We start from the raw sequence: 21,010 nt of genomic DNA, 5'->3' as shown, positions 1-21,010 counted from the left end.
CAGGCGCGATCCGTATGCCCAAACTCAAAGACGCATTCAAATCAGGCCTGTTCCGGCTGTCTCCGGCCCTGGCCGCGCGCTGCGGCGTGCAATTCCCGCTGCGGGCGCCGAACCGGGCCTTCCTGGAACAGCAGATATTCGACTATCTCAACCACCAGGCGGACGGCCCGCAAGGCCCGGGGCGCTGCCTCTTCCTGGGCATGGGCGAATACACCTGGCACTATCCGCGGCTGCTGAAGCCGGAATTCCATTCGCTCGACATGGATCCGGAACAGGCTCGCTACGGCGTGCCCGGCCGCCACCTGACCGGCAGCGCCACCGAGATGGCGGCGCTCTACGAGCCGGGCTATTTCGACGTGGTGATCGCCAACGGCCTGATCGGCTATGGCCTGAACGAGCAGGCCGGCTATGAACGCATGCTGGAGCAATGCCACGCCGTGCTCAAGCCCGGCGGCCTGCTCATCCTGGGCTACAACGACACGCCCGAACGCGCGCCCTTCCCGGTGCATATCGACGCGCTCGGCCTGTTCGCGCCCTTCGTGCCGCCGATCGACGGCGTCGAACAGCCGCGCCATCCCATGCGCGACAAGTACCACCACGTATTCGTCTTCGCCCGCCGGCGGGAACGCGACGCCGTCGCGGCCTGAGCGCGCGGTGGGCCCACGACCAGTCCTATTTATTGATGACGGCGCCGTCGCCGCGATGCTCGCGGCTGCCCGCCCTGGCGGGCGCCTGGGCGCCCGCGGGCGTCGCGGGCTCGGCCGTCGGCGCGGCCTGCGGCCGCTGGCGCTGGATCTGCTCCAGCCGCGCCGCCGCCTCGTCGCCTTTCAGCTCCGCCACCCGGCCGCGCACGACCGCATCCATGTACTGGCGCGTGAAGGGTTCGCCCACGCGCCATGCGTCGCCCTCCTGCAAGAACTCGAAATCGCCTTCGAACACCTGCCAGTCGGCGCGGCCGATGGCCGACATCAGCCGGTCACGGTACTCGCCCTGCAGGCGGCATGACCACCGGCCGCCGCCAAGGTCCTTGCAGTCGCCCAGCGGCTGAATATTGCGCACGTTGCGCGTGTCGGTTTCCGGCGGCAGGCCCATGCGCTCGCGCTGCCTGTCTTGGGCCGCCTTGCGCGCCGCGCCCCGGGTCAGCTCGTCGAAGGCCGCCGCCCCCTGCTCGAAGGCGGCGGCGAGCCTTGCCGCGCCCGCCGGCTGGCCGACAGCGCGCGGCTTGCCGTCGGCATCGAGCTGGCCGTAGCGGGCCCGCACCACGCGCGGGTCCGCACCGGCGATCATCATCTCACCCTTGTCGTTCGGACCGATGGCGTAGGCCAGGGCCGACGCGGCCTCGCCGACCTTCAGCGTCGCGGTGCAGCCGCGCGATCGCTCCGGCTTGATGTAGCCGACTTCCTTCACATCCGAAAACGTCGCCAGGTACAGGTCGGCCGGCGCCACGCCCCCGGCCAGCGGGTTGCGGGACATCTGCTGGAGACGCGAGGTGAACAGGCTGGCGCGCAGGGTTTTCTGCACATCGCCGTCATCGCACTGCGGCGGCGTGGCCGGCGCGAACAGATACCAGGCCGCCGCGGCCACGGCGATCGCGCCGCCGCCCAGCCAGGCCCAGCGCGGACCGGGAAAGGCGCGCTTGAGCGCGACCTGGCGTATCTGCCGTTCGTATTCCTCGAGCTTGCGCTGCATCAGCGCGTCCATTTCGGCCAGCGCCTGCTTGCGCGTGGCGTTGCTGGCAAAGGCGGCCTCGGTCACGGACAGCTCGCCGATGGCGGCCAGGTCCTCGTCGGACACGATGTGCTCGTCCACCAGCCAGAACAGCGCCTCGCCGAGCGTGCTCCAGGGCTCCGCCGTGGCGTCGCCCAGCCGCTGGCGGGCGGCGTCGTGATGCTCCTGGCGGATGACGCCGTCGGTCAGCAGGCGGTCGAGCAGCGGGGTGGAGACGATGGCCATGGATGCGCGGCGGCGGGCCGCCTGAATGAGGACGGCTCATGATACCGCTGCCTCATCTTCCCTCCCGCGCGGCGCTCAGGCGGCCATGGCCGCCGGATAGGTCCTGGGAATGCCCGCCGCCGCCACCCCGCTGCGCAAGGTCTCCCGCGGCAGCGACGCCGCCAGCAACGCGCGCGCGGCCAGCAGCCGGGGCAGGTCCACGCCGGTGCGATAGCCCATGCTCTCCAGCATGAACACCAGGTCCTCGGTGACGATGTTGCCCGACGCGCCCGGCGCAAACGGGCAGCCGCCCAACCCGCCGAGGCAGGCGTCGAAAGCGCGGATGCCTTCGTCCAGGCCGGCCAGCGCGTTGGCCAGGCCCAGCCCCATGGTGTCGTGCAGATGCAGTTTCACCAGCCGCGCGCCGACCGCGTCCTGCGCCGCCCGCACCGCCTCGCGCACGCCCGCCGGATGGGCGTAGCCGACCGTATCGGCCAGCGCGATCTCGTCGGCGCCGGCGCGCATCACCGCCGCGGCCACCTGGGCCACGCGGCGCACCGGCACCGCCCCTTCCATCGAGCAGCCGAAGGCCGTGGCGACCGCCACATCCAGCCGCGCCGGCCGCGCCTGCGACCGCAGCCAGTCGGCGATGGCGGCCACGGCCTCGACCTGCGCGTCCGTGCCCTTGCCGACGTTGGCATGGCTGTGCGTGTCGCTGACCGACACAGGGATGGCGATCACGTGCGCGCCCGCCTCGTAGGCCGCGATGGCGCCCTTCAGGTTGCAGGCCAGCGCGCACACCGTCAGGCCGTCGATGCCCAGCACTTGCGGCAGCAGCTGCCCGGTATCGGCCATCTGCGGCACCAGCCGGGGCGACACGAAACTGCCGACCTCGATCTCGCGCAGCCCGGCCGCCGCCAGCTGCCGGATCCAGCGCAGCTTGTCGTCGGCGGCCATCATGCCGCGCGCCATCTGCAGGCCATCACGCGGCCCGACCTCGCACAACCTCACTTCCTGTTCCATGGCGTTTCCCTGGTCGAATGCGCCGGCCGTTACTGCTGCACCACGATGCCCGCGGTGGCGATGGTCTGGCGCGCCTTGCCGATGTCCGAACGGATCAGGGCCGCGAACTGTTCCGACGACACCGGATCGGCCTCCAGCCCCTGCGAGGCCAGCGCATCGCGCACGTCCTGGCGCGCCAGCAGTTTGTTGAAATCGGCGTTCAGCCGCGCCACCACGGCGGCCGGCGTCTTGGCCGGCGCCAGCACGCCGTAATAGGTCACCACGCTGAAATCCTTGTAGCCCAGCTCGGCCACGGTCGGCACGTCGGGCAGCGCGGGATTGCGCTTGGGCGAGGTCACCGCCAGCGCGCGCACCTTGCCGGCCTTGATCAGCGAGGCCGCCGACGAGATCGACGAGCCGGCGAACTGCAGGTGGCCGCCCATCAGGTCGGCCAGCGCCGGCGCCGAACCCTTGTACGGCACGTGCTGCATCTTGAAGCCGGCCGCGTGCTGCAGCATCTCCATGGCGATGTGCACGCCGCCGCCCGTGCCCGAGGTGCCGTAGGACAGCGTGTTGGGCGCCTTGCGGGCCGCCTCGATCACCTCCGGCAAGGTCTTGAAGGGCGAGCTGTCGGACACCAGCAGCACCATCGGCGTGGTCGCCACCAGCGCCACCGGCGCCAGGTCCTTGACCGGGTCGTAGGCCACCTTCATCAGCAGCGGAATCAGCGTGACGTTGTCGGACTGCCCGATCACCAGGTCATAGCCCTGCGCCGGCGCGCGCGCCGCCTCGGCCAGTCCCAGCGCCGTGCCGGCGCCCGGCTTGTTTTCAGGCACCACGGACCAGCCATTCAGTTCATGCAGCTTGTTGCCCATCAGGCGCCCGATGTAATCGGTGCCGCCGCCCGGCGTGGACGGGATGATGATGCGGATGGGCTTGCTGGGATAGTCCTGCGCGTGCGCCACGCATGCGACGGCCATCGCGGCCACCGCCAAGAGTCTGCGGATCATCGGATTGTCTCCTCTTTGATGGATGTCTTGGCGGTCTGGCGCCGCCTCGACGGGGACCGGCTCTACGGCCGGTTCATGCTTTGTCCTCGCAATGCACCACGCCCGCCGAGCGCAGGGCGTCGATGCGCGCGGCATCCAGCCCCAGCCCTCGGAGGATGGCTTCGGTATCGCGGCCCTGGGCCGGCGGATCGAACCGCTTGCCGGCCTTCAGGCCATCGAATTCGATCGGCAGCGCCGCCGCGGCGATTTCGCCGCCGTCCGGCAAGGCCGTGGCCAGCAGCGCGCCGCCGGCGTTCAGGTGCTCATCGTGCAGCAGGTCGTGCGGCTGGCGGATCGGCCCGTACGACAGATTGGCGGCCTCCAGCGCCGCGCACAATGCGTCGGTCTTCCAGGTCTTGAGGATCGCGCCCACGCCCGGCACCAGCCACGAACGCGCCGCCTCGCGGTCCACCGCGGTGGCCAGGCGCGGATCGGCGGCCCATTCCGGCGGCAGGAATTTCTGCGCGAAGTTGCGCCATTGGGCATCGCCCACCACCGCCACGAACACGCGTCCGTCGGCGGTCTCGAAGACGTCGTACACGCCCCATGGCGGCTTGCGCTCCGCGCCGAAGGGTTTGGGCGCGGCGCCGGTCAGCTGGTACTGCGCGATGAACTGCGCCACCAGCAGCAGATTGTTCTCGAACAGGCCCGAGCGCACGTGGCGGCCGCGCCCGGTGACGTGGCGGTCGTGCAGCGCGGCCAGCGCGCCCACCACGCCGAAGGTGCCGCCCAGGATGTCGTTGACCGACGCCGCCACCCGCTGTGGCGTGTCGGCGCCGCCGTTGATGTAGGCCAGGCCGCCCATCATCTGCACCACTTCATCCAGCGCGGTGCGGTGCTTGTAGGGGCCGGACAGGAAGCCCTTGAGCGACACGTAGATCAGCCGCGGGTTCTCGGCCGACAGCGAGGCGTAGTCCAGCCCGTACTGCGCCAGGCCGCCGTCGCGGAAGTTCTCCACCACCATGTCGGCCTGCAGCGCCAGTTGCCGCGCCAGCGCCTGTCCCTCGGCCGATTTCAGGTCGATCGACAGGCTCTGCTTGTTGCGGTTGAAGACGGGAAAATAGCCGCTGCCCGATCCCTTCAGGCGGCGCGTGCGGTCGCCGTCGATCGGCTCCAGCTTGATCACCTCGGCGCCCAGGTCGGCCAGCGCCAGGCCGGCGGCCGGCCCCATGATCATGTGGGACAGCTCCAGCACCTTGATGCCGCGCAAGGGCAATTCGCTGTGGTCCATGAAGGGTGAAGCGGGCGCTGCGCTCATCGACGTTTCCTCTGCCTGCGGCGTGGAGGCCCGGGCGCATGCCCCAGGGCCGGTACGCAGCCATCATCGCGGGCGCGGCGGCATCGCGAAAGCGGTCTTTCAGCACCGGGGCATTCTCGTTTCGGAACGTCCGGGTAAGCCCTAGGGCCAGGGCGCCGCCCCCAGATGCGCCAACAGCGCGCGCGCCGCGGGCGGCAGCGTATCGAGTTCGCGCACGGCAATGCAAAGCGGCGTGCCCGACCAGGGGCCGGACAAGGCGATGAAGCGGATGTCCTGGCTGGCATGGCGCGGCTTCAGGTACATCGGCACCACCGCCACGCCCATGCCGCGCGCCACCAGGTTGCAGATGGTCTCGTGCGAACTGACCCGGGCGCTGATGCGGCGCGCCACGCCGGCCTCGCGCGCGGCCTGCTCGAACACCGCGCTGATGCCGTTGTCGCGGTTCAGCTCGATCTGTTCGTAGGGCAGCAACTGCGCATAGTCCAGCAGCTCGCTGTCGGCCAGCAGGTGCTGCGCCGGCACCACCGCGGCCAGCTCGCAATAGCCGCAGGCGAATACCTGCAGGCCATCGTGGCCGAAGTCCGATCCCACCGCCACATCGGCGTGGCCCGCCAGCACTTCCTGGAAGACCTGCTGGGTGGTGCTTTCCTCGAGCGCGATCTCGATCTGCGGATACGCGCGGCGGAACGACTGGATCTGCGCCGGCAGGTCGCCCGACAACGCCGCCACGCTGGCCGCCAGCCGGATGCGCCCGCGCACGCCGGTGGCGAAGCCCGCCATCTCGCGGCGCATGCGCTCCATCTGCTGCAGCACCAGCCGGGCATGGCCCGCCAGCGCCTGGCCGGCCGGCGTGGCCTGCACGCCCTTGACGTCGCGCGCCAGCAGCGGCACGCCGAGCATTTCCTCCATCTCGATCATGCGCTTGCTGACCGCGGACGGCACGATGTTCTCGCGCGCCGCGGCGCGAGCCAGGCTGCCCTCTTCCAGCGCCGCCAGGAACAGGCGCAGGGAAACCGGGTCGACATCGCGGGGATGGGCGGGGGTGGGCAACGGACGCTTCATGGCCGCCAGTGTCCCGCGTTGGCGGCTCGGGCCGGGATCGGGGTTTTCCCGAGCCGTCCATCCGCCGGGTCCGATACACTGCGCCTGGCCATTGCGCGGCGCACCCGCGCGACGCAGGACACTCTCCGTTTGATCGGCAACCAGAATAAGGCTCGCATCATGCAGTGCCCCAAATGCAATTGGCAGAACCCGGCCTCCCACACCCAGTGCTTCAGCTGCCACGCGCCCCTGCCCGCGCCGACCACGCCCAGCATGGCTGCCGCCAACGTCCCCGCCCTCCCCGGCATCTGGTCGCGGCTGGCCGCGAGCGTGATCGATGCGGCCGCCATGATCGCCGCCATGTTCGCCTTCTCGGCCGCCGCGTCCCTCAGCTATGAAGCGTTGCTGGAGCAGCCCCGCCCCCCTGGCGCTCGCCCTGGCCGCGGGCCTGCTCGGCCTGCTGTTGCCCGCTTTGATGGACGCCTGGGGTTCCGGCTCGCCCGGCAAGCAGCTGTTCAAGCAACGCGTGGTCACGCGCAACGGGCAGAGTCCCGGCCTGCTGCGGTCCCTGTGGCGGCACCTGATGAAGTTCCCCCTGAACCTGGCCCTGCCCGGCGTGTTCCACCATATCCAGCAGGCCATGTTCGGCGAACGCGCCATGCACAACTGGGCCGCGGGCACTTACGTCGTTTCGAGCCGGGCCGATCCGCGGGCAATCCAGGCGGCCCTGGGCCAGACGCGCTCGATCACCGGCGCCGGCAAGCTCCTGCTGTTCGCCGCGGGCGCGGTGGTGCTGGTGCTGGCCGGCTTCGTGCTGGCCGCGCTGACGCTCGGTCCGCGCGACGCCGACAACCCCGTGATGGCCGACGTACGGCGCCTGGATCGGGTATCGCAGCCGGTCCGGATGCTGGCGGAAAACCACTACCGCGGCACCGGCAAGTTCGCCGCGACCTTGCAGGACCTGGGCGTGACGCGCGAATCGCTGGCCTCCAGCGGCTTTTCCAACCTGGAGCTGAACCCCGTCAATGGCGTGCTGCGCTTCACCATTGCCGGCCCCGCAAATGCCGATGACGCCTCGCCCCTGGCGGGCAAGCATCTGGTCTACCTGCCCGAGCTGCGCGCCGAACGCAAAGGCGGCGGCATCCGGCGCTGGCAATGCGGCAGCGACGACATCGCCGCGAGCGACCGCCACTATGGCTGCCGCCACGCCGCCGGCGCCGCCGCCCCCTGACGCCTGCCTGCCGCCCGAGGAATCCGCATGTCCAATCTGATCGAATCCATCCTGCGCGCCGAGGACGGCGACGACACGCCACGCATGCTCGCGCTGTGCGAGCAAGGGCTGCGCGAGCAGCCGAATACCGCCGTCATGTGGGCGTTGCGCGCCCGCTGCCATGCCAGGCGCGGGGCCGCGGCCGCGCGCGACGCCGACCTGGCGCGGGCGCTGGCGCTCGATCCCCATTGCCCGGATGCCATCGCGGTGCAGGTCACTGCACGCTATGACGAGGGCGACCCGCAAGCGGCCTGGCGCCTGCTGCGCGACGCCAGCCAGCGCACTTCCGGACATTTCGGGCTTCTGCTGGCCGAAGCCTACCTGCTGATCAACGACCGCCGCCTGCAGGATGCCATCGACTGCTGGACCCGCGCGATCCAGCGGCGCCCGCAGGCCGGCGCGCCGCATTGCTACATCGCGTCCAACCTGGCCAATGCCGGACGCCACGGCGAAGCCGTGCCCTACTTCGAACGCGCGGTCGCGCTTGCCCCTGGCAACGGCCGCTTCATGTACGACGCCGGCAACACCTATCGCAGCCTCGGCGACCTGCACAAGGCCATCGCCATGTTCGACCGGGCCCGCGCGATCCTGGGCGAGGAAAACGCCATCCAGCACAACCGCGCCTCATGCCTGCAGGCGCTGGGCCGCGATGCCGATGCGGTGGAAGAGTGGACCAGCCTGCTGCGCCGCGAACCCGACTGGGACTGGCCGCTGGAAGGCAAGGCCCGCTCGCTGCACCGCCTGGGCCGGGCCGGCGAGGCCGCCCCGCTGTGGCAAAAGCTGGATGCGCTGTCTGACAATGGCTGGGAGGGCCGCAAGGAACAGGCCCGCGAATATGTGCGCAGCCGCCACCCCGAACTGGCGCAGGAGGCCCTGCGCGGCCTGGATCCGATGACCAGCGGCGATGCCCAATTGCTGTTCGTGGCCGGCAACGCGCAGCGCGACCAGGGCGAGTGGGAGCAGGCCCTGGCGTACTACCTGCGCGGCTACGAACTGGCGCCGGACAGCGACTTCCTGCCCGGCAACGCCGCCGACATGCTCGCCCGCCTGGACCGCTACGACGAAGCCTTGCCCCTGTCCGAAGTGGCGATCTCGCTGGACCCCGAGTGGCTCAAGTGGCGTCGCGTGCGCATCGACGCCTTGACCCGTCTGGGCCGCGGCGCGGAGGCGGTGGCCGATGCCGAACGCGCGCTGCAACGCTGGCCCGACAACAGCATGCTGCAGGCCGACGCCGTCAACGCCCTGATTGCCGCGGGCCGCCACGACGACGCCCTGGCGGCCTGCGACCGCCTGATCGCGATGGACCCGGAGTTCCGCAGCTGGGCCCTGTTCTCGCGCGGCGAGATCTACGGCGCCATGAAACGCCACGCGGAATCCGCTTCGGCATTCCGCCAGGCGGCCGCGGCCTACCAACAGAACGGCAAACCCCAATACCAGGAACTGTCGCTGGACAACGCCCTGGCGGCCGAACGGGCGGCCAGCGCGCCACGCGGCCTGCTGGGGCGGTTGTTCGGCCGCAAGTAGCCATCGCGGACGGCATGCCGCGCCGGATTCGGCGCCGGCGGGAATACCCAGGCCGACGCCATGGCGGCACTCACTCGGGCAGCGCCGGCGCGGTCACCCAGCCAAACCCCTGCAACAAGCCCAACAGGCAACGGCGCGCCACCGCCACCGCCTCATCGCGCAGCGCATCGGCGCGCCAGCCCATTTCGATGGCGTAGCCCGGCATGGCGATCGGGCACGGCAGCAGCCGCAGGCCCGCGACCTCGGCCAGCCCGCGCGCCGCATGCGCCGGCAGGGTGGCCAGCGCCTCTCCGCCGCGCAGCAGGAACGCCAGCGCCGAGAAATGCGTGGTCGCCGCCAGCACCCGCCGGTTCAGGCCCAGGTCGTGCAGCACTTCATCGACCACGCCGATAAAGCCGCCCGACGACACCAGCACGTGCGCACGCCGGGTGAAATCCTCCACTGACAACGCGTCCTGGCCCGGCGCCAGGCTGGCCGGGTCAACCAGGCAGGCATAGCCGCCCTGCCCCACGGTCACGCGCTGCAAGGTCGGCGCGGTCAGGCCGCCGGATGCGATCACCAGGTCGACCTCGCGCGCCATCAGCATGTCGGCCACCAGGCGGCTGTGGGTCTGGCGGAAGATCAATCTCAGTCCCGGCGCCGCCACGGCCAGCGCCGCGATCGCCTCGCGTCCCAGCGCGATCTCGAAGTCATCGGACAGCCCCAGCGTGACCGAGCGCCCGCCGAACCCCGCCGCGCCCGGCCGCGCCAGCGACAGGCTCTGCCGGCACTTGTCCAGCGCCTCGCCGATGATCGGCCGCAGTTCGCGCGCCCGCAGGCTGGGCGACAGGCCGCGCCCGGTGCGCACGAACAACGGGTCGGCATAGAGCACGCGCAGCCGCGCCAGCGCCGCGCTGACCGCCGACTGGGTCACGCCCAGGCGCAGCGCGGCGCGGCCCGCGCCGCCCTCGTCGTAGATCGCCTCGAACACCTTGAGCAGGTTCAGGTCGGTCGACTCGATATCGATCTGGTTCATATCATTTATCGCCAGGCAGGATTGATTGATTTTAGGCCGCCCCCGACACTAGGACGCATCGACTCCCCTCCCCCGTGAAAAAGGAACCCCCATGACCGCCACCACCGTCGCCGCGCTGCAGATCGGCGCCTCGCCCGAAGGCAAGGACGCCACCCTGGAACGGATCCTGGCCTTCGAGGCCGAGATCAGCGCCTCGGGCGCCGCGCTGGTGGTCATGCCCGAGGCCCTGCTGGGCGGCTACCCCAAGGGCGAGATCTTCGGCACCCGCCTGGGCTACCGCCTGCCCGAAGGCCGCGACGCCTACGCCCGCTATTACCAGAACGCCATCGACGTGCCCGGCCCCGAGACCGACGCGCTGGCCGCGCTGTCGCAACGCACCGGCGCCAGCCTGGTGATCGGCGTGATCGAACGGGCCGGCAGCACGTTGTACTGCACCGCGCTGTACTTCGATCCCGCCACCGGCCTGGCCGCGAAACACCGCAAGCTGATGCCCACCGGCACCGAACGGCTGATCTGGGGCCAGGGCGACGGCTCCACCCTGCCCGTGCTGGAGACGGCCGCGGGCCGCATCGGCGGCACCATCTGCTGGGAAAACCACATGCCGCTGCTGCGCACCGCCATGTACGCCAAGGGCGTGCAGATCTGGTGCGCGCCCACCGTCGACGAACGCGACATCTGGCAATGCTCGATGCGCCACATCGCCCACGAAGGCCGCTGCTTCGTCATCAGCGCCTGCCAGGTGCAGCCCTCGCCCGCCGAGCTGGGCCTGGACGTGCCCGGCTGGGATCCGCAACGCCCGCTCATCAACGGCGGCTCGCTCATCGTCGGCCCGCTGGGCGACGTCCTGGCAGGCCCGCTGCACGGCCAGACCGGCCTGCTCACGGCGAGCATCGATGTCGACGAGCTGGTGCGCGCGCGCTACGACTTCGACGTGGTCGGCCACTACGCGCGGCCCGACGTCTTCACCCTGGAGGTGGACGAACGCGCCCGCCAGACGGTGCGTTTCATCGGCTGAGTTTTCCACCGGGGCGGCCTTGCATGACGGGCCGCCCGCCCGCGAGTGGTATAGTCACGCCCGCCGGATACCGCAGCGCGCTCGCGCGGCACACCAGGTATCCCATTGCGGTTTCCTGTCGGAACCCCAATGCCCGAGTGGTGAAATTGGTAGACACAAGGGACTTGAATCCATTTGAGCCCCCCGGAGGAAACTCCAGAGGTGTAGCCCGTCAAACTCGGCGAATGCCCTGGACTTGTTCCGAGCCAACGCCGAGCCAAGCCCGGATCGAAAGAACCGGGAAGGTGTAGAGAGCAGACGGCGGGCACCTAAGGCCGCAAGGCTATGGTGAAGGCGTGCTCCAGACCACGAACGGCGCTCCGCGCGCCGGCGGCGAAAGCCGAAGTGGTACGAAAATCCCTCGGCCGCAAGGCCGTACCGGTTCGATTCCGGTCTCGGGCACCATTGCCGTCCCCCCTGATCCGGAGACCTGCGTGAGAGCTGCCGCACTGTTCACCCTGATGTTGCTGTCCGCGGCCTGCTGGCCGGGCGGCGCGTCCGCGAAAGACACGCCGGCCGCCAAGCCCGCCTTCTGGCAACGCGGCGCGGGCCAGCCCTACGAGGTGGCCGACAGCACGGTGTGGGACGTGCCCGATCCCGTTTCCGGGCGCGCCTACCAGGTGTTCGTCGCGCTGCCGCCCTCCTACGCCGATCAACCGCAGCGCCGCTATCCGGTGCTGTACGTCACCGATGCCGACTATGCCTTCCCGATCGTGCGGCAGATCGCGCGCCGCCTGAATGGCGAAGGGCCCGCGGTGGAGGAACTCATCCTGGTCGGTCTTTCCTATGCGAAGGGCGACGGCGGCATGCACAGCCGGCGGCGCGACTACACGCCCACGCCGGCCGGCACCAAGGACGCCCCGGCCGCCGACATTCACGGCGAATCCTCGGCCTATATCGCCTATCTGCGCGATGGCGTCGTGCCGTTCATCGCCAGCCGCTACCGCACCGACGAGCAACGGCGCCTGTTCCTCGGGCATTCCTACGGCGGCCTGCTCGGCGCCGAGATCCTGCTGAGCGATCCGCGCCTGTTCACGGGCTACATCCTGGGCAGCCCGTCCCTGTGGTACGACAAGCGCTACATGCTCGGCCGGGAGGTCGCCTATGCCACCGGCCACAAGGATCTGCCGGCGCGGGTCTACATGTATATCGGCGAATACGAGGAAGTCCGCAAGGGCGATCCCCGCTATGCCAGGACCTACAACATGGTGTCGGACACGAAGGCATTGGAAGCGGCGCTGAAGTCCCGCCGCTATCCGTCGCTCAAGCTGCGCGTCGACATCCTGAACAACGAAAACCACCTGACCGTCGCGCCTCGCGGCTTCACGCAGGGCCTGCTACACCTGCTGCCCGATTCTCGGCGCTGACCCCCGATCTTGACCACCCTGCCCGCTACCCCGCCCTTCATCGTCCTGGACGCCTGCGTCCTTATGTCCGGCATCCTGCGCCGGCTGTTGCTGCGCCTGGCCGAGGCCGGCGTGTTCCAGCCCGTCTGGACCGAGCGCATCGGCGAGGAATGGCGCCGCAACGCCTGCCGCATCTGGGACATCCCGCCCGAGGTGATGGCCGAGTTCTGGGCCGAGATGAACGCCCGCTTCCCGCAGGCCATCGAGCATGACACCCAGGTCTACGAAGCAGCCCTGCGCTACAGCGATCCCAAGGACTTCCACGTCATCGCCGCCGGCCTGGCGCGCCGCGCCCGCTGCGGCCTGGCGCAAACGCCCGTGGTGCAGGTGCTGACCTGGAACCTGAAGGATTTCAACCGCTCGGAGCTGCGCCGCCAGGGCCTGGACGTGTACAACCCGGACCGCATGCTGGCGCAATGGTGGCAGGACGGCGCCGACCGCATGCGCGACGCCATCGCGCAGATCCCGGCGGACTACGTGGCGCTGGGGCGCGAGCCCGAGCCGCTGGCCGCGACCCTGCATCGCGAGCGGCTGTACCGGCTCAAGAACCAGGTGGGACGGGATCCCAGGCTGGCCGGTCTCACAACGCATTCCAACGCGTGATCACCGTGTACAACGACGCGATACGCTCCAGCAAATCGCCGTCCTGCCGGAAGCAAGCGTCGAAATCATAGGCCGCGTTGACGAAGCGCCGTGCGATCTCGACTTTTGCAATGGTGTTGCACTGCTTGAGGCGACCATTTTCCTGCGTCACGAAATAGTTATCCCGGAAAGCCGCCGGCAGGTAGTTCTCGATCGTGTATTCCTGGGTCACCCAGCATCCACAGGAAGGCGACTCCAACTGCTCGATGGCCGTGCGAACCCGCTCCTTTGCATGGTCAGCCTTGACGGATTGGGGCACCCCGGCGGCATCCAGCCTGTAATCCAGGTCGCTATCCATCAACACAAAGGCATTGCGGTTCAGTTGCAGCAATGCGCGCAGGATATCGTCGCATTTGCCCGTTAAATGGCTCAACACCGAGCCTCCGTACCAGAAAATGGAATACGAAAGACCGCGCTCAAACAACGGCTTTCCTTCCTTGACGCAGTACAACCACAACCAATATTCAAGATAAATTGCATCGGACGGCCCCTCGACCCAAACAACGCCGTTGGCTTGCAGGAAATCACTCTGGCGCACCCCCAGGTCTTCCATCAACCGGAGCGCGTGGCCGTCGGCCAGGGTCTCTCGCAGGCAATGCGTGTCGGCCTGAAATATCTTGGGCGTAATTTCCTGCCATGACCGGGAATCGATTAACGCGGCGGAATGCGTCGAGATAAACAGCTGCAGGCTCCGTTCGCGCGCAATCAAACTCAAGCGCCGTGCCAGCAAGTGCTGAAGACGAGGATGCAAGTGCGTCTCCGGCTCTTCGATCAAGCAGATGCTGCCCTCCGGACGGCGCTTGATCCAGCCCAGCAATGACGCGAGCGCGCGCCAGCCGGATGGCAACTGCGCAAGATTGACGTGATTGGTCTGCGACAGGTCGTCCGACAGCCACATGCTCACCCGCGCACCGCTCATCGGCTCGACCGGCCTTGCCCGTTGTCTGGGCCACAACTCCGCCAGAAACGAGGGCTGGCTCAACGCGTGCGCTTCGTCCATGCTGGATGCCAGACCATTCAGGTAGGGACCGATTTCACTTAGCTCGGCGGCGATCGACTCGATATCCAGCGTCTGCAAGTCTGCATCGTAGAACTCGATGTCCTTGTCCAAAAGCTGCATCAACTCCGCAATGGGATTCAGCGATTCGACGTCCGGATCGAACTTCTTCAGATCGACTTGCCTCTCTGTCAATTCACCCTCTGGCGACACCATCGCGAGCGCCAGAGATTGCCAATCCAGCGCATCATCGACCTCGCGCGATATACGTTGGGAAAAACGGCCGATCACGCGCCAACCATTGCGCAACGCCACATCGAAACCCGCCTGCGTATCGCTCTTTGTGTTCTCACGCCGCATCGTCGCCAATCTGGTCGGATCGGCCAGGCAAGCAATCAGATCCAGCACCGTGGACTTGCCTGCACCGTTGACACCGATGAACAGATTGATTTGGGCGGCCTCAAATTTCTCCAGGCTCCCCAGCCAGTGCAGAAAGTCCTTCTGCGTCCTGATCGGACCACCGGAAATCGTGTTGAGACGGCGCAATGACGAGAATCCGAAATAGGCGACATGCCGGTCAGCCTTGCCCGATCCAACATCAATGAAGGGATTGAGGGAAAACGCAGGCACAGGTGGGGCGTGCGTGCCAAGCACGCGGTACTCGAAATAGGGTTGCCTGCCTTGCCGAATCCGCTCGGGCGGCGTCGGCCGTTGCAGCACGATCATGTCCGTACCCATCAACGGGAGCGCATGCAGCAACGCCTGCACTTCGTCGATAAGGTCATTGCCCAAGGCTAGCCACCCTCCCGCCTCGCCTGGTGACTTTTCCCTGGAGCCCGGCACTCTGGGCAGCAACGGCATGAAGACGACTTCCTTCAGTGTCCGGATGCCATGGCTTGCCTGCCGCGTCGAGGCTCCCTCTTTCGCGTAGGGCAGGAACAGCGCACCTGGCATACAGTGCCATTCCCGCACTCGATCTTGCCAGACCAATGACAAGACACAAACGCCATCCCGGCCCGCGACCAGATCAGGCACCACCGCCAAGGGGAAATGGCGCTGATAGGCGTCAATGTCCAGGCCCAGCGCCATGCGCCGCGAGCTGGAATTGCCACCAGGCGACAAGGAGGGAACCGGAAACTCGATGCAAACCACCGGCGCCGGCATCCTGGCCAAGGCTGGCAAGCTCAGGTTTCCGATATTGGCCGAGTCAATGGTCAGTTTGGCGTTGAGAAAAAGGTATTTCTCGCTTGTACGCAAGGCGTTCGCCACGCCGTCCCGGAAAGCTAGCGCTTCGTCTTGAAATGACGGGCCGGTCGCCACGTGAGCATGCGAAAACTCGTCCAGGAATTGAGCCGCATAGTCCAGCGTGCCTTCAGGTGACAAAAAAATAGCCTGCATGAGTGTGACAACCGCTCCCGGGTTCGGAAAAGAGGAAGTGGTTCACCGGGATGTCACTTCCAGTGATGGCGGACACGCGCCCGCCCCTGACTCAATGATCGTGGTTGCTAGCCGCGAAACCGGCCGCGTTGAGGATGTCGATGACTTCCTGGATGTGCTCCGGCCCGCGCGTCTGCAGCACGAAGTCGACCTCCACGTTGCGCACCGGCAGTGAGGTGAACGCGCGCTGGTGATGCACTTCGGTGATGTTGGCCTGGGCATCGGCGATCAGCTTGGTGGCGTGGGCCAACGCGCCCGGCAGGTCGCGCAGGTCGACGCGGATGCGCGCCAGGCGGCCGGCGCGCACCATGCCGCGCTCGATCAGCTCGCCCAGCATCAGCGGATCGATGTTGCCGCCCGTCAGCACCAGGCCGATGCGCTTGCCCTTGAACCGCTCGCTGCCCGCTTCCTGCGCGCGCAGCAGCGCCGCCAGGCCGGCCGCGCCGGCGCCTTCGACCACGGTCTTTTCGATTTCCAGCAGCACCACGATGGCGTGCTCGATGTCGGCCTCGCTGACCAGTTCGATGTCGTCGACCAGCCGGCTGACGATGGGCTGCGTCAGCCCGCCCGGCGATTTCACCGCGATGCCTTCGGCGATGGTGTACTGGCCCTGCGGCATCGACACGCCCTTGACCGCGGCGTACATGGCGGGGAAACGTTCGGTCTGCACCCCGATGATCTCGATGCCGGGCTTGAGCGCCTTGGCTGCGGTGGAGATGCCCGAGATCAGGCCGCCGCCGCCGATGGCGATCACCAGCATGTCCAGCTGCGGCTGGTCTTCCAGCATTTCCAGCGCCACCGTGCCCTGCCCCGCGATCACGGCTTCGTCGTCATAGGGATGGATCATGATGAGCCCGCGCTGCTTGGCCAGCTCGTAGCCATGCGCCTTGGCGTCATCGAAGGTATCGCCGGCCAGCACCACCTCGGCGCCGAAGCGGCGCGTGTTGGCGACCTTCACGGTCGGCGTGAAGCGCGGCATCACGATCACGGCGGGCACGCCCATGCGCTGCGCGTGGTAGGCCACGCCCTGCGCGTGGTTGCCGGCCGACACGGCGATCACGCCGGCGCGGCGCTCTTCGTCAGACAGCGTCAGCATGCGGTTGAGCGCGCCGCGCTCCTTGAAGCTGGCGGTGAACTGCAGGTTCTCGAATTTCAGCCAGATCTCGGCGCCGAAGATGTCGGACAGCGTGCGCGACAGCGTGAACGGGGTCTTGAGCACCTGGCCGCGCAGATTTTCGCGGGCGGTCTGGATGGAAGCGATATCGATCACGATGGAAATCCCGTTAGCGCACCGGCAGGAAATTGAAGAGTAAAAGGCCTTGCGCGTAGTTGATGCCGATACGGCGCGAATTCTCGCCAAGCAGGTTGGCGATCAGGTCGAGCCGGCCGATGATGGCGCCGAACTCGCGCTCGAAACTGAGGTTGGTGGCCTGCTGCGACATTTCATTGGCCAGCAGCAACGGCTCGCCACGGTTGTTGCGGCGCGACGCCAGCAGCCAGGCCGCCGCCTCGACGTTCCGTGCGGCATTGTAGACCCGCTGCCCGTCCAGCGCGTCGGTGGCGTACAGGCGGGTCTTGCCGTTGTGGGCGGCGATGATGGTGTCGGCCAGGCCGTAGATGAAGGCGCCGACCCGGTCGCCGGTGTAGTTGGGGTCGAGCGAGACCGCCAGGATCTGGATGTCGTGCAGGCCGCTCAGGTCGGCCGGCGGGATGCGCACCTCGATCGCGTGGCGGGCGCGCGCCACCGCGGTCGCGTGGTCGGGCGCGCCGGTCTTGCGCCATTCGCGCGGATTGCGGCGGTAGAGCTTGTCCAGCAGGCTGTAGAGGCTGGCCAGGTTGTCGCGCACTTCAAGCGTGACGGTGCGGTTGAAATCGGTCTGGACCAGCTGGTCGGCCGACATGCTCTCGCCCTTGGGCGATCCCTGGCCCGGCCCCGGCGGCGACATGCAGCCCGCCAGCAGCGGCCCGAGCAGCAGCATCGCGGCCGCGGGTGCTCGCCATCGCCTCATGCTCGATCCATCCCTATCCCCCTGTCTGGCGCCTGGCCGGCTTGCGCCGCCGACGCTCGTGTCACGCGCAAGACTTTACCGTAAGGGACGCGAAGATGGGAGATGCGGGGGATTCGAAGACGAAAGAAGATGAATCAGCCCGGGACCGCGCCAAAGAAAAACGGCGCCTCGCGGCGCCGTTTTTCAGCAGGGAAAGGCAGGCCTTATTCGGCTTGCGGTTCCGCTTGCGGGGTGGCTTCGGCAGCGGCTTGCTGCTGCTCGATGCCGCCGATCGCCTTGATGGACAGGCGCAGGCGGCCCTTGTCGTCGGCCTCGATGACCTTGACGCGGACTTGCTGGCCGACCTTCAGCACATCGTTGATGTTGGCGATGCGGTAGTTGGCGATTTCCGAGATGTGCAGCAGGCCGTCGCGGCCCGGCAGCACTTGCACGATGGCGCCGAAGTCCAGCAGGCGCAGGACCGAGCCGTCATAGATCTGGCCCACTTCGACGTCGGCGGTCAGCTCGACGATGCGGCGCTGGGCTTCCTTGGCCTGCGCTTCGTCGACGCTGGCGATCACGATCGTGCCGTCGTCGGAGATGTCGATCTGGGTGCCGGTCTCTTCGGTCAGCGCGCGGATGGTGGCGCCGCCCTTGCCGATCACGTCGCGGATCTTCTCGGGGTTGATCTTGATGGTCAGCATGCGCGGGGCGAAAGCCGACAGCTCGCCGCGCGAACCGTCCAGCGCTTCCTTCATCTTGCCCAGGATGTGCAGGCGGCCTTCGCGGGCTTGCGCCAGCGCCACTTGCATGATTTCCTTGGTGATGCCCTGGATCTTGATGTCCATCTGCAGCGCGGTGACGCCGTTTTCGGTGCCCGCAACCTTGAAGTCCATGTCGCCCAGGTGATCTTCGTCACCCAGGATGTCCGTCAGCACGGCGAACTTGCCACCGTCCAGGATCAGGCCCATGGCCACGCCGGCCACGTGATCCTTGACCGGCACGCCGGCGTCCATCATGGCCAGCGAGCCGCCGCAGACCGAAGCCATCGACGACGAGCCGTTGGACTCGGTGATTTCCGACACGATGCGGATGGTGTACTGGAAGTCTTCCGGGGCCGGCAGCAGCGGAATCAGCGAGCGCTTGGCCAGGCGGCCGTGGCCGATTTCGCGGCGCTTGGGCACGCCGATGCGACCGGTTTCGCCGGTGGCGAACGGAGGCATGTTGTAGTGCATCATGAAGCGGTCACGGTACTCGCCCATCAGCGCGTCGATGATCTGCTCGTCCTGCTTGGTGCCCAGCGTGGCCACGACCAGCGCCTGGGTTTCACCACGGGTGAACAGGGCGCTGCCGTGCGCGCGGGGCAGCACGCCCAGACGCACGCTGATCGGACGCACGGTGCGGGTGTCGCGACCGTCGATACGCGGTTCGCCGTTCAGGATCTGGCCGCGGACGATGGCCGATTCCAGCGAGAACATGATGTTGTCGACGGTGACGGCGTCCGGCGCCGGCTCGCCCTTTTCGGCGGCGGCGGCGTTCAGCTTGGCCGACACGTCAGCCGACACTTCGCGCAGCTTGGTGGTGCGGGCCTGCTTTTCACGGATCTGGTAGGCGGCGTTCAGGCCTTCCTGGGCGGCCGCGGTCACGGCGGCGATCAGGGCCTCGTCCTTGGCGGGCGCTTGCCAGTCCCAATCGGGCTTGCCGGCGTCCTTGACCAGTTCGTGGATGGCGTTGATGACGGCCTGCATCTGCTCGTGGCCGTAGACCACGCCGCCCAGCATGATTTCCTCGGACAGCTGGTCGGCTTCCGATTCCACCATCAGCACGGCGTTTTCGGTACCGGCGACCACCAGGTCCAGCTTCGACGACTTCAGCTGCGACGCGGTCGGGTTGATGGCGTACTGGCCATCGATGTAACCCACGCGGGCGGCGCCGATCGGGCCGTTGAAGGGGATGCCGGAGATGGCCAGGGCGGCCGACGCGCCGATCATGGCGGCGATGTCCGGATCGATTTCGGGGTTGACCGACAGCGTGTGGATGACCACCTGGACTTCGTTGTAGAAGTCTTCGGGGAACAGCGGACGCAGGGGACGGTCGATCAGGCGCGAGGTCAGCGTTTCCTTCTCGGACGGCTTGCCTTCACGCTTGAAGAAGCCACCGGGGATGCGGCCCGCGGCGTAGGTCTTCTCGATGTAGTCGACGGTCAGGGGGAAGAACGTCTGGCCGGGCTTGGCCTTCTTGGAGGCCACGACAGTGGCCAGGACGACGGTGTCCTCGATCGACACCACAACGGCGCCGGAGGCCTGGCGAGCGATTTCGCCAGTTTCCAGGACGACCGTGTGCTGGCCGTACTGGAACGATTTTGTCACTTTATTGAACATGACGATTATTCCTTACAAATGAAAAACCGTGGCCGTCGCGACATGCGTCGCACCGACCACGGTTGCGTCATGGGGAGCCAGCCCCGTCGATCACTTGCGCAGACCGAGTTTTTCGATCAGTGCGCGGTACGAATCGGGATTGCGGCCCTTGAGATAGTCGAGCAGCTTGCGGCGACGGCTGACCATACGCAGCAGACCGCGGCGCGAGTGATGGTCCTTCATGTGTTCTTTGAAGTGACCGGTCAGCTCGTTGATACGGGCGGTGAGCAGAGCCACCTGAACTTCGGGGGAGCCGGTATCGCCTTGAGCGCGTTGGAACTGCGCAACGATATCGGATTTCTTGATGTCAGCTACGGACATTGATGACCTCTTCGGACATGCGACAGGGCCGAGGCGCCCTGACGTGGTTTGGAAAAAAATCGCTGCCGGCGGTAAGCGTTGTTGCGTTCTCACTGCTGCTTCGAGACTGCCCTGGCAATGCCGGAAAACAAGGCTGAAAGCCCCATTTCATTCCGATCCAGTCCAGCCCCGTTGCCGGCGCAAAGCATCGTGCAAAATCAATACACTTGATAAAGCCTGCTGATTATAGCCGATTCGCTAGAATTACCCCAGTGACACCACCGACCCGCCGCCGGATGTCGCGCCACCGCCTCGGCGGCAGGCCACAGGAGCAACAACATGTCAAATTATTACAAACTTGCCCGCACCACCCTGGCCGCCGCGGCCCTCGCCAGCCTGGCCGCCTGCGCCAACCTGGCCCAGGTTGCGCCCGGCACGCCCCTGGCCGACGTCCAGGCCCAGTTCGGCCGCCCCAACTTCGAATGCCCGCAAGCCAACGGCGGCCGCCGCGTGATCTGGACGCAACAACCCATGGGCCAATACGCCTGGGGCGCCAATGTCGGCGCCGACGGCCGGGTCGACCGCGTCCTGCCGCTGCTGACCGATGCCCACTTCAAGGTGCTGGAGCAAGGCCAATGGAGCCCCGAGCGCGTGCGCTGCGAGTTCGGCCCCCCC

At 67.7% G+C, this 21,010-nt stretch carries 18 protein-coding genes; 7 read left to right on the top strand and 11 right to left on the bottom strand.

Features of this window, described 5'->3' with window-relative positions; all coding sequences use genetic code 11:
• Positions 1 to 14 precede the first annotated feature (14 nt).
• Positions 15 to 647, top strand: a complete 633-nt coding sequence (locus tag AOZ49_RS21010) for a class I SAM-dependent methyltransferase (protein ID WP_054433440.1) — start codon at positions 15 to 17, stop codon at positions 645 to 647.
• A 25-nt stretch (positions 648 to 672) separates the two neighbouring features.
• Here AOZ49_RS21010 and AOZ49_RS21005 read toward each other — a convergent pair whose 3' ends face one another.
• From AOZ49_RS21005 to AOZ49_RS20985, 5 genes are all read right to left on the bottom strand, one after another.
• Positions 673 to 1,953 (bottom strand): hypothetical protein, encoded by a 1,281-nt coding sequence (locus AOZ49_RS21005; RefSeq protein ID WP_054477535.1) that lies wholly within the window; start codon positions 1,951 to 1,953, stop codon positions 673 to 675.
• A 75-nt stretch (positions 1,954 to 2,028) separates the two neighbouring features.
• Complete coding sequence (locus tag AOZ49_RS21000; RefSeq protein ID WP_054477533.1) at positions 2,029 to 2,955, bottom strand: hydroxymethylglutaryl-CoA lyase; 927 nt, start codon at positions 2,953 to 2,955, stop codon at positions 2,029 to 2,031.
• Between the two features lie 29 nt (positions 2,956 to 2,984).
• Complete coding sequence (locus AOZ49_RS20995; RefSeq protein ID WP_054477531.1) at positions 2,985 to 3,944, bottom strand: Bug family tripartite tricarboxylate transporter substrate binding protein; 960 nt, start codon at positions 3,942 to 3,944, stop codon at positions 2,985 to 2,987.
• Between the two features lie 73 nt (positions 3,945 to 4,017).
• Entirely contained in the window at positions 4,018 to 5,241 is a 1,224-nt protein-coding gene (locus tag AOZ49_RS20990; protein ID WP_156355697.1) for a CaiB/BaiF CoA transferase family protein, read from the bottom strand.
• A gap of 141 nt (positions 5,242 to 5,382) precedes the next feature.
• Positions 5,383 to 6,303 carry a LysR family transcriptional regulator gene (locus tag AOZ49_RS20985; RefSeq protein WP_054477528.1) on the bottom strand — a complete coding sequence of 307 codons (921 nt, stop codon included), beginning with the start codon at positions 6,301 to 6,303 and terminating at the stop codon, positions 5,383 to 5,385.
• A gap of 373 nt (positions 6,304 to 6,676) precedes the next feature.
• Here AOZ49_RS20985 and AOZ49_RS20980 point away from each other — a divergent pair, with 373 nt between their 5' ends.
• Both AOZ49_RS20980 and AOZ49_RS20975 read left to right on the top strand, forming a co-directional pair.
• Positions 6,677 to 7,513, top strand: coding sequence for an RDD family protein (locus tag AOZ49_RS20980; protein WP_082380518.1), 837 nt, complete (start codon positions 6,677 to 6,679; stop codon positions 7,511 to 7,513).
• A 27-nt stretch (positions 7,514 to 7,540) separates the two neighbouring features.
• Positions 7,541 to 9,076, top strand: a complete 1,536-nt coding sequence (locus AOZ49_RS20975) for a tetratricopeptide repeat protein (protein WP_054477526.1) — start codon at positions 7,541 to 7,543, stop codon at positions 9,074 to 9,076.
• Positions 9,077 to 9,146: 70 nt separating this feature from the next.
• On the opposite strand, the gene AOZ49_RS20970 is transcribed toward AOZ49_RS20975, so the two are convergent.
• Positions 9,147 to 10,091, bottom strand: a complete 945-nt coding sequence (locus AOZ49_RS20970) for a LysR substrate-binding domain-containing protein (protein ID WP_054433447.1) — start codon at positions 10,089 to 10,091, stop codon at positions 9,147 to 9,149.
• 91 nt (positions 10,092 to 10,182) lie between these two features.
• Between AOZ49_RS20970 and AOZ49_RS20965 the strand changes: the two genes are divergently transcribed.
• The 3 genes from AOZ49_RS20965 (at position 10,183) to AOZ49_RS20955 (ending at position 13,154) form a co-directional block, all read left to right on the top strand.
• Entirely contained in the window at positions 10,183 to 11,106 is a 924-nt protein-coding gene (locus tag AOZ49_RS20965; protein ID WP_054477524.1) for a carbon-nitrogen hydrolase family protein, read from the top strand.
• A 473-nt stretch (positions 11,107 to 11,579) separates the two neighbouring features.
• Entirely contained in the window at positions 11,580 to 12,512 is a 933-nt protein-coding gene (locus AOZ49_RS20960; RefSeq protein ID WP_231690404.1) for an alpha/beta hydrolase, read from the top strand.
• Positions 12,513 to 12,521: 9 nt separating this feature from the next.
• The gene (locus AOZ49_RS20955; RefSeq protein ID WP_082380517.1) at positions 12,522 to 13,154 is read left to right on the top strand and encodes a PIN domain-containing protein; all 633 of its coding nucleotides are present in this window, start codon (positions 12,522 to 12,524) and stop codon (positions 13,152 to 13,154) included.
• On the opposite strand, the gene AOZ49_RS20950 is transcribed toward AOZ49_RS20955, so the two are convergent.
• From AOZ49_RS20950 to rpsO, 5 genes are all read right to left on the bottom strand, one after another.
• Positions 13,132 to 15,588: an ATP-dependent nuclease gene (locus AOZ49_RS20950; RefSeq protein WP_054477518.1), complete on the bottom strand. Its 2,457-nt coding sequence runs from the start codon at positions 15,586 to 15,588 to the stop codon at positions 13,132 to 13,134. The genes AOZ49_RS20955 and AOZ49_RS20950 overlap by 23 nt on opposite strands.
• Positions 15,589 to 15,679: 91 nt before the next feature.
• Positions 15,680 to 16,897 carry a threonine ammonia-lyase gene (locus tag AOZ49_RS20945; RefSeq protein ID WP_054433450.1) on the bottom strand — a complete coding sequence of 406 codons (1,218 nt, stop codon included), beginning with the start codon at positions 16,895 to 16,897 and terminating at the stop codon, positions 15,680 to 15,682.
• 13 nt (positions 16,898 to 16,910) lie between these two features.
• Entirely contained in the window at positions 16,911 to 17,636 is a 726-nt protein-coding gene (locus AOZ49_RS20940) for a hypothetical protein (protein WP_054477516.1), read from the bottom strand.
• A 203-nt stretch (positions 17,637 to 17,839) separates the two neighbouring features.
• Entirely contained in the window at positions 17,840 to 19,996 is a 2,157-nt protein-coding gene (pnp, locus tag AOZ49_RS20935; protein ID WP_054477514.1) for a polyribonucleotide nucleotidyltransferase, read from the bottom strand.
• 90 nt (positions 19,997 to 20,086) lie between these two features.
• Positions 20,087 to 20,356 carry a 30S ribosomal protein S15 gene (rpsO, locus tag AOZ49_RS20930; RefSeq protein WP_006223612.1) on the bottom strand — a complete coding sequence of 90 codons (270 nt, stop codon included), beginning with the start codon at positions 20,354 to 20,356 and terminating at the stop codon, positions 20,087 to 20,089.
• Between the two features lie 318 nt (positions 20,357 to 20,674).
• Here rpsO and AOZ49_RS20925 point away from each other — a divergent pair.
• Positions 20,675 to 21,010: hypothetical protein (locus AOZ49_RS20925; protein WP_054477606.1), on the top strand; the 336-nt coding region annotated here is incomplete at its 3' end.

This window comes from Achromobacter sp. 2789STDY5608615, from assembly GCF_001298995.1.
Classification (GTDB): domain Bacteria; phylum Pseudomonadota; class Gammaproteobacteria; order Burkholderiales; family Burkholderiaceae_B; genus Achromobacter; species Achromobacter insuavis.
The sequence above is the reverse complement of the archived record's forward strand: the minus strand, read 5'-3'. Positions and strand labels throughout refer to the sequence as shown.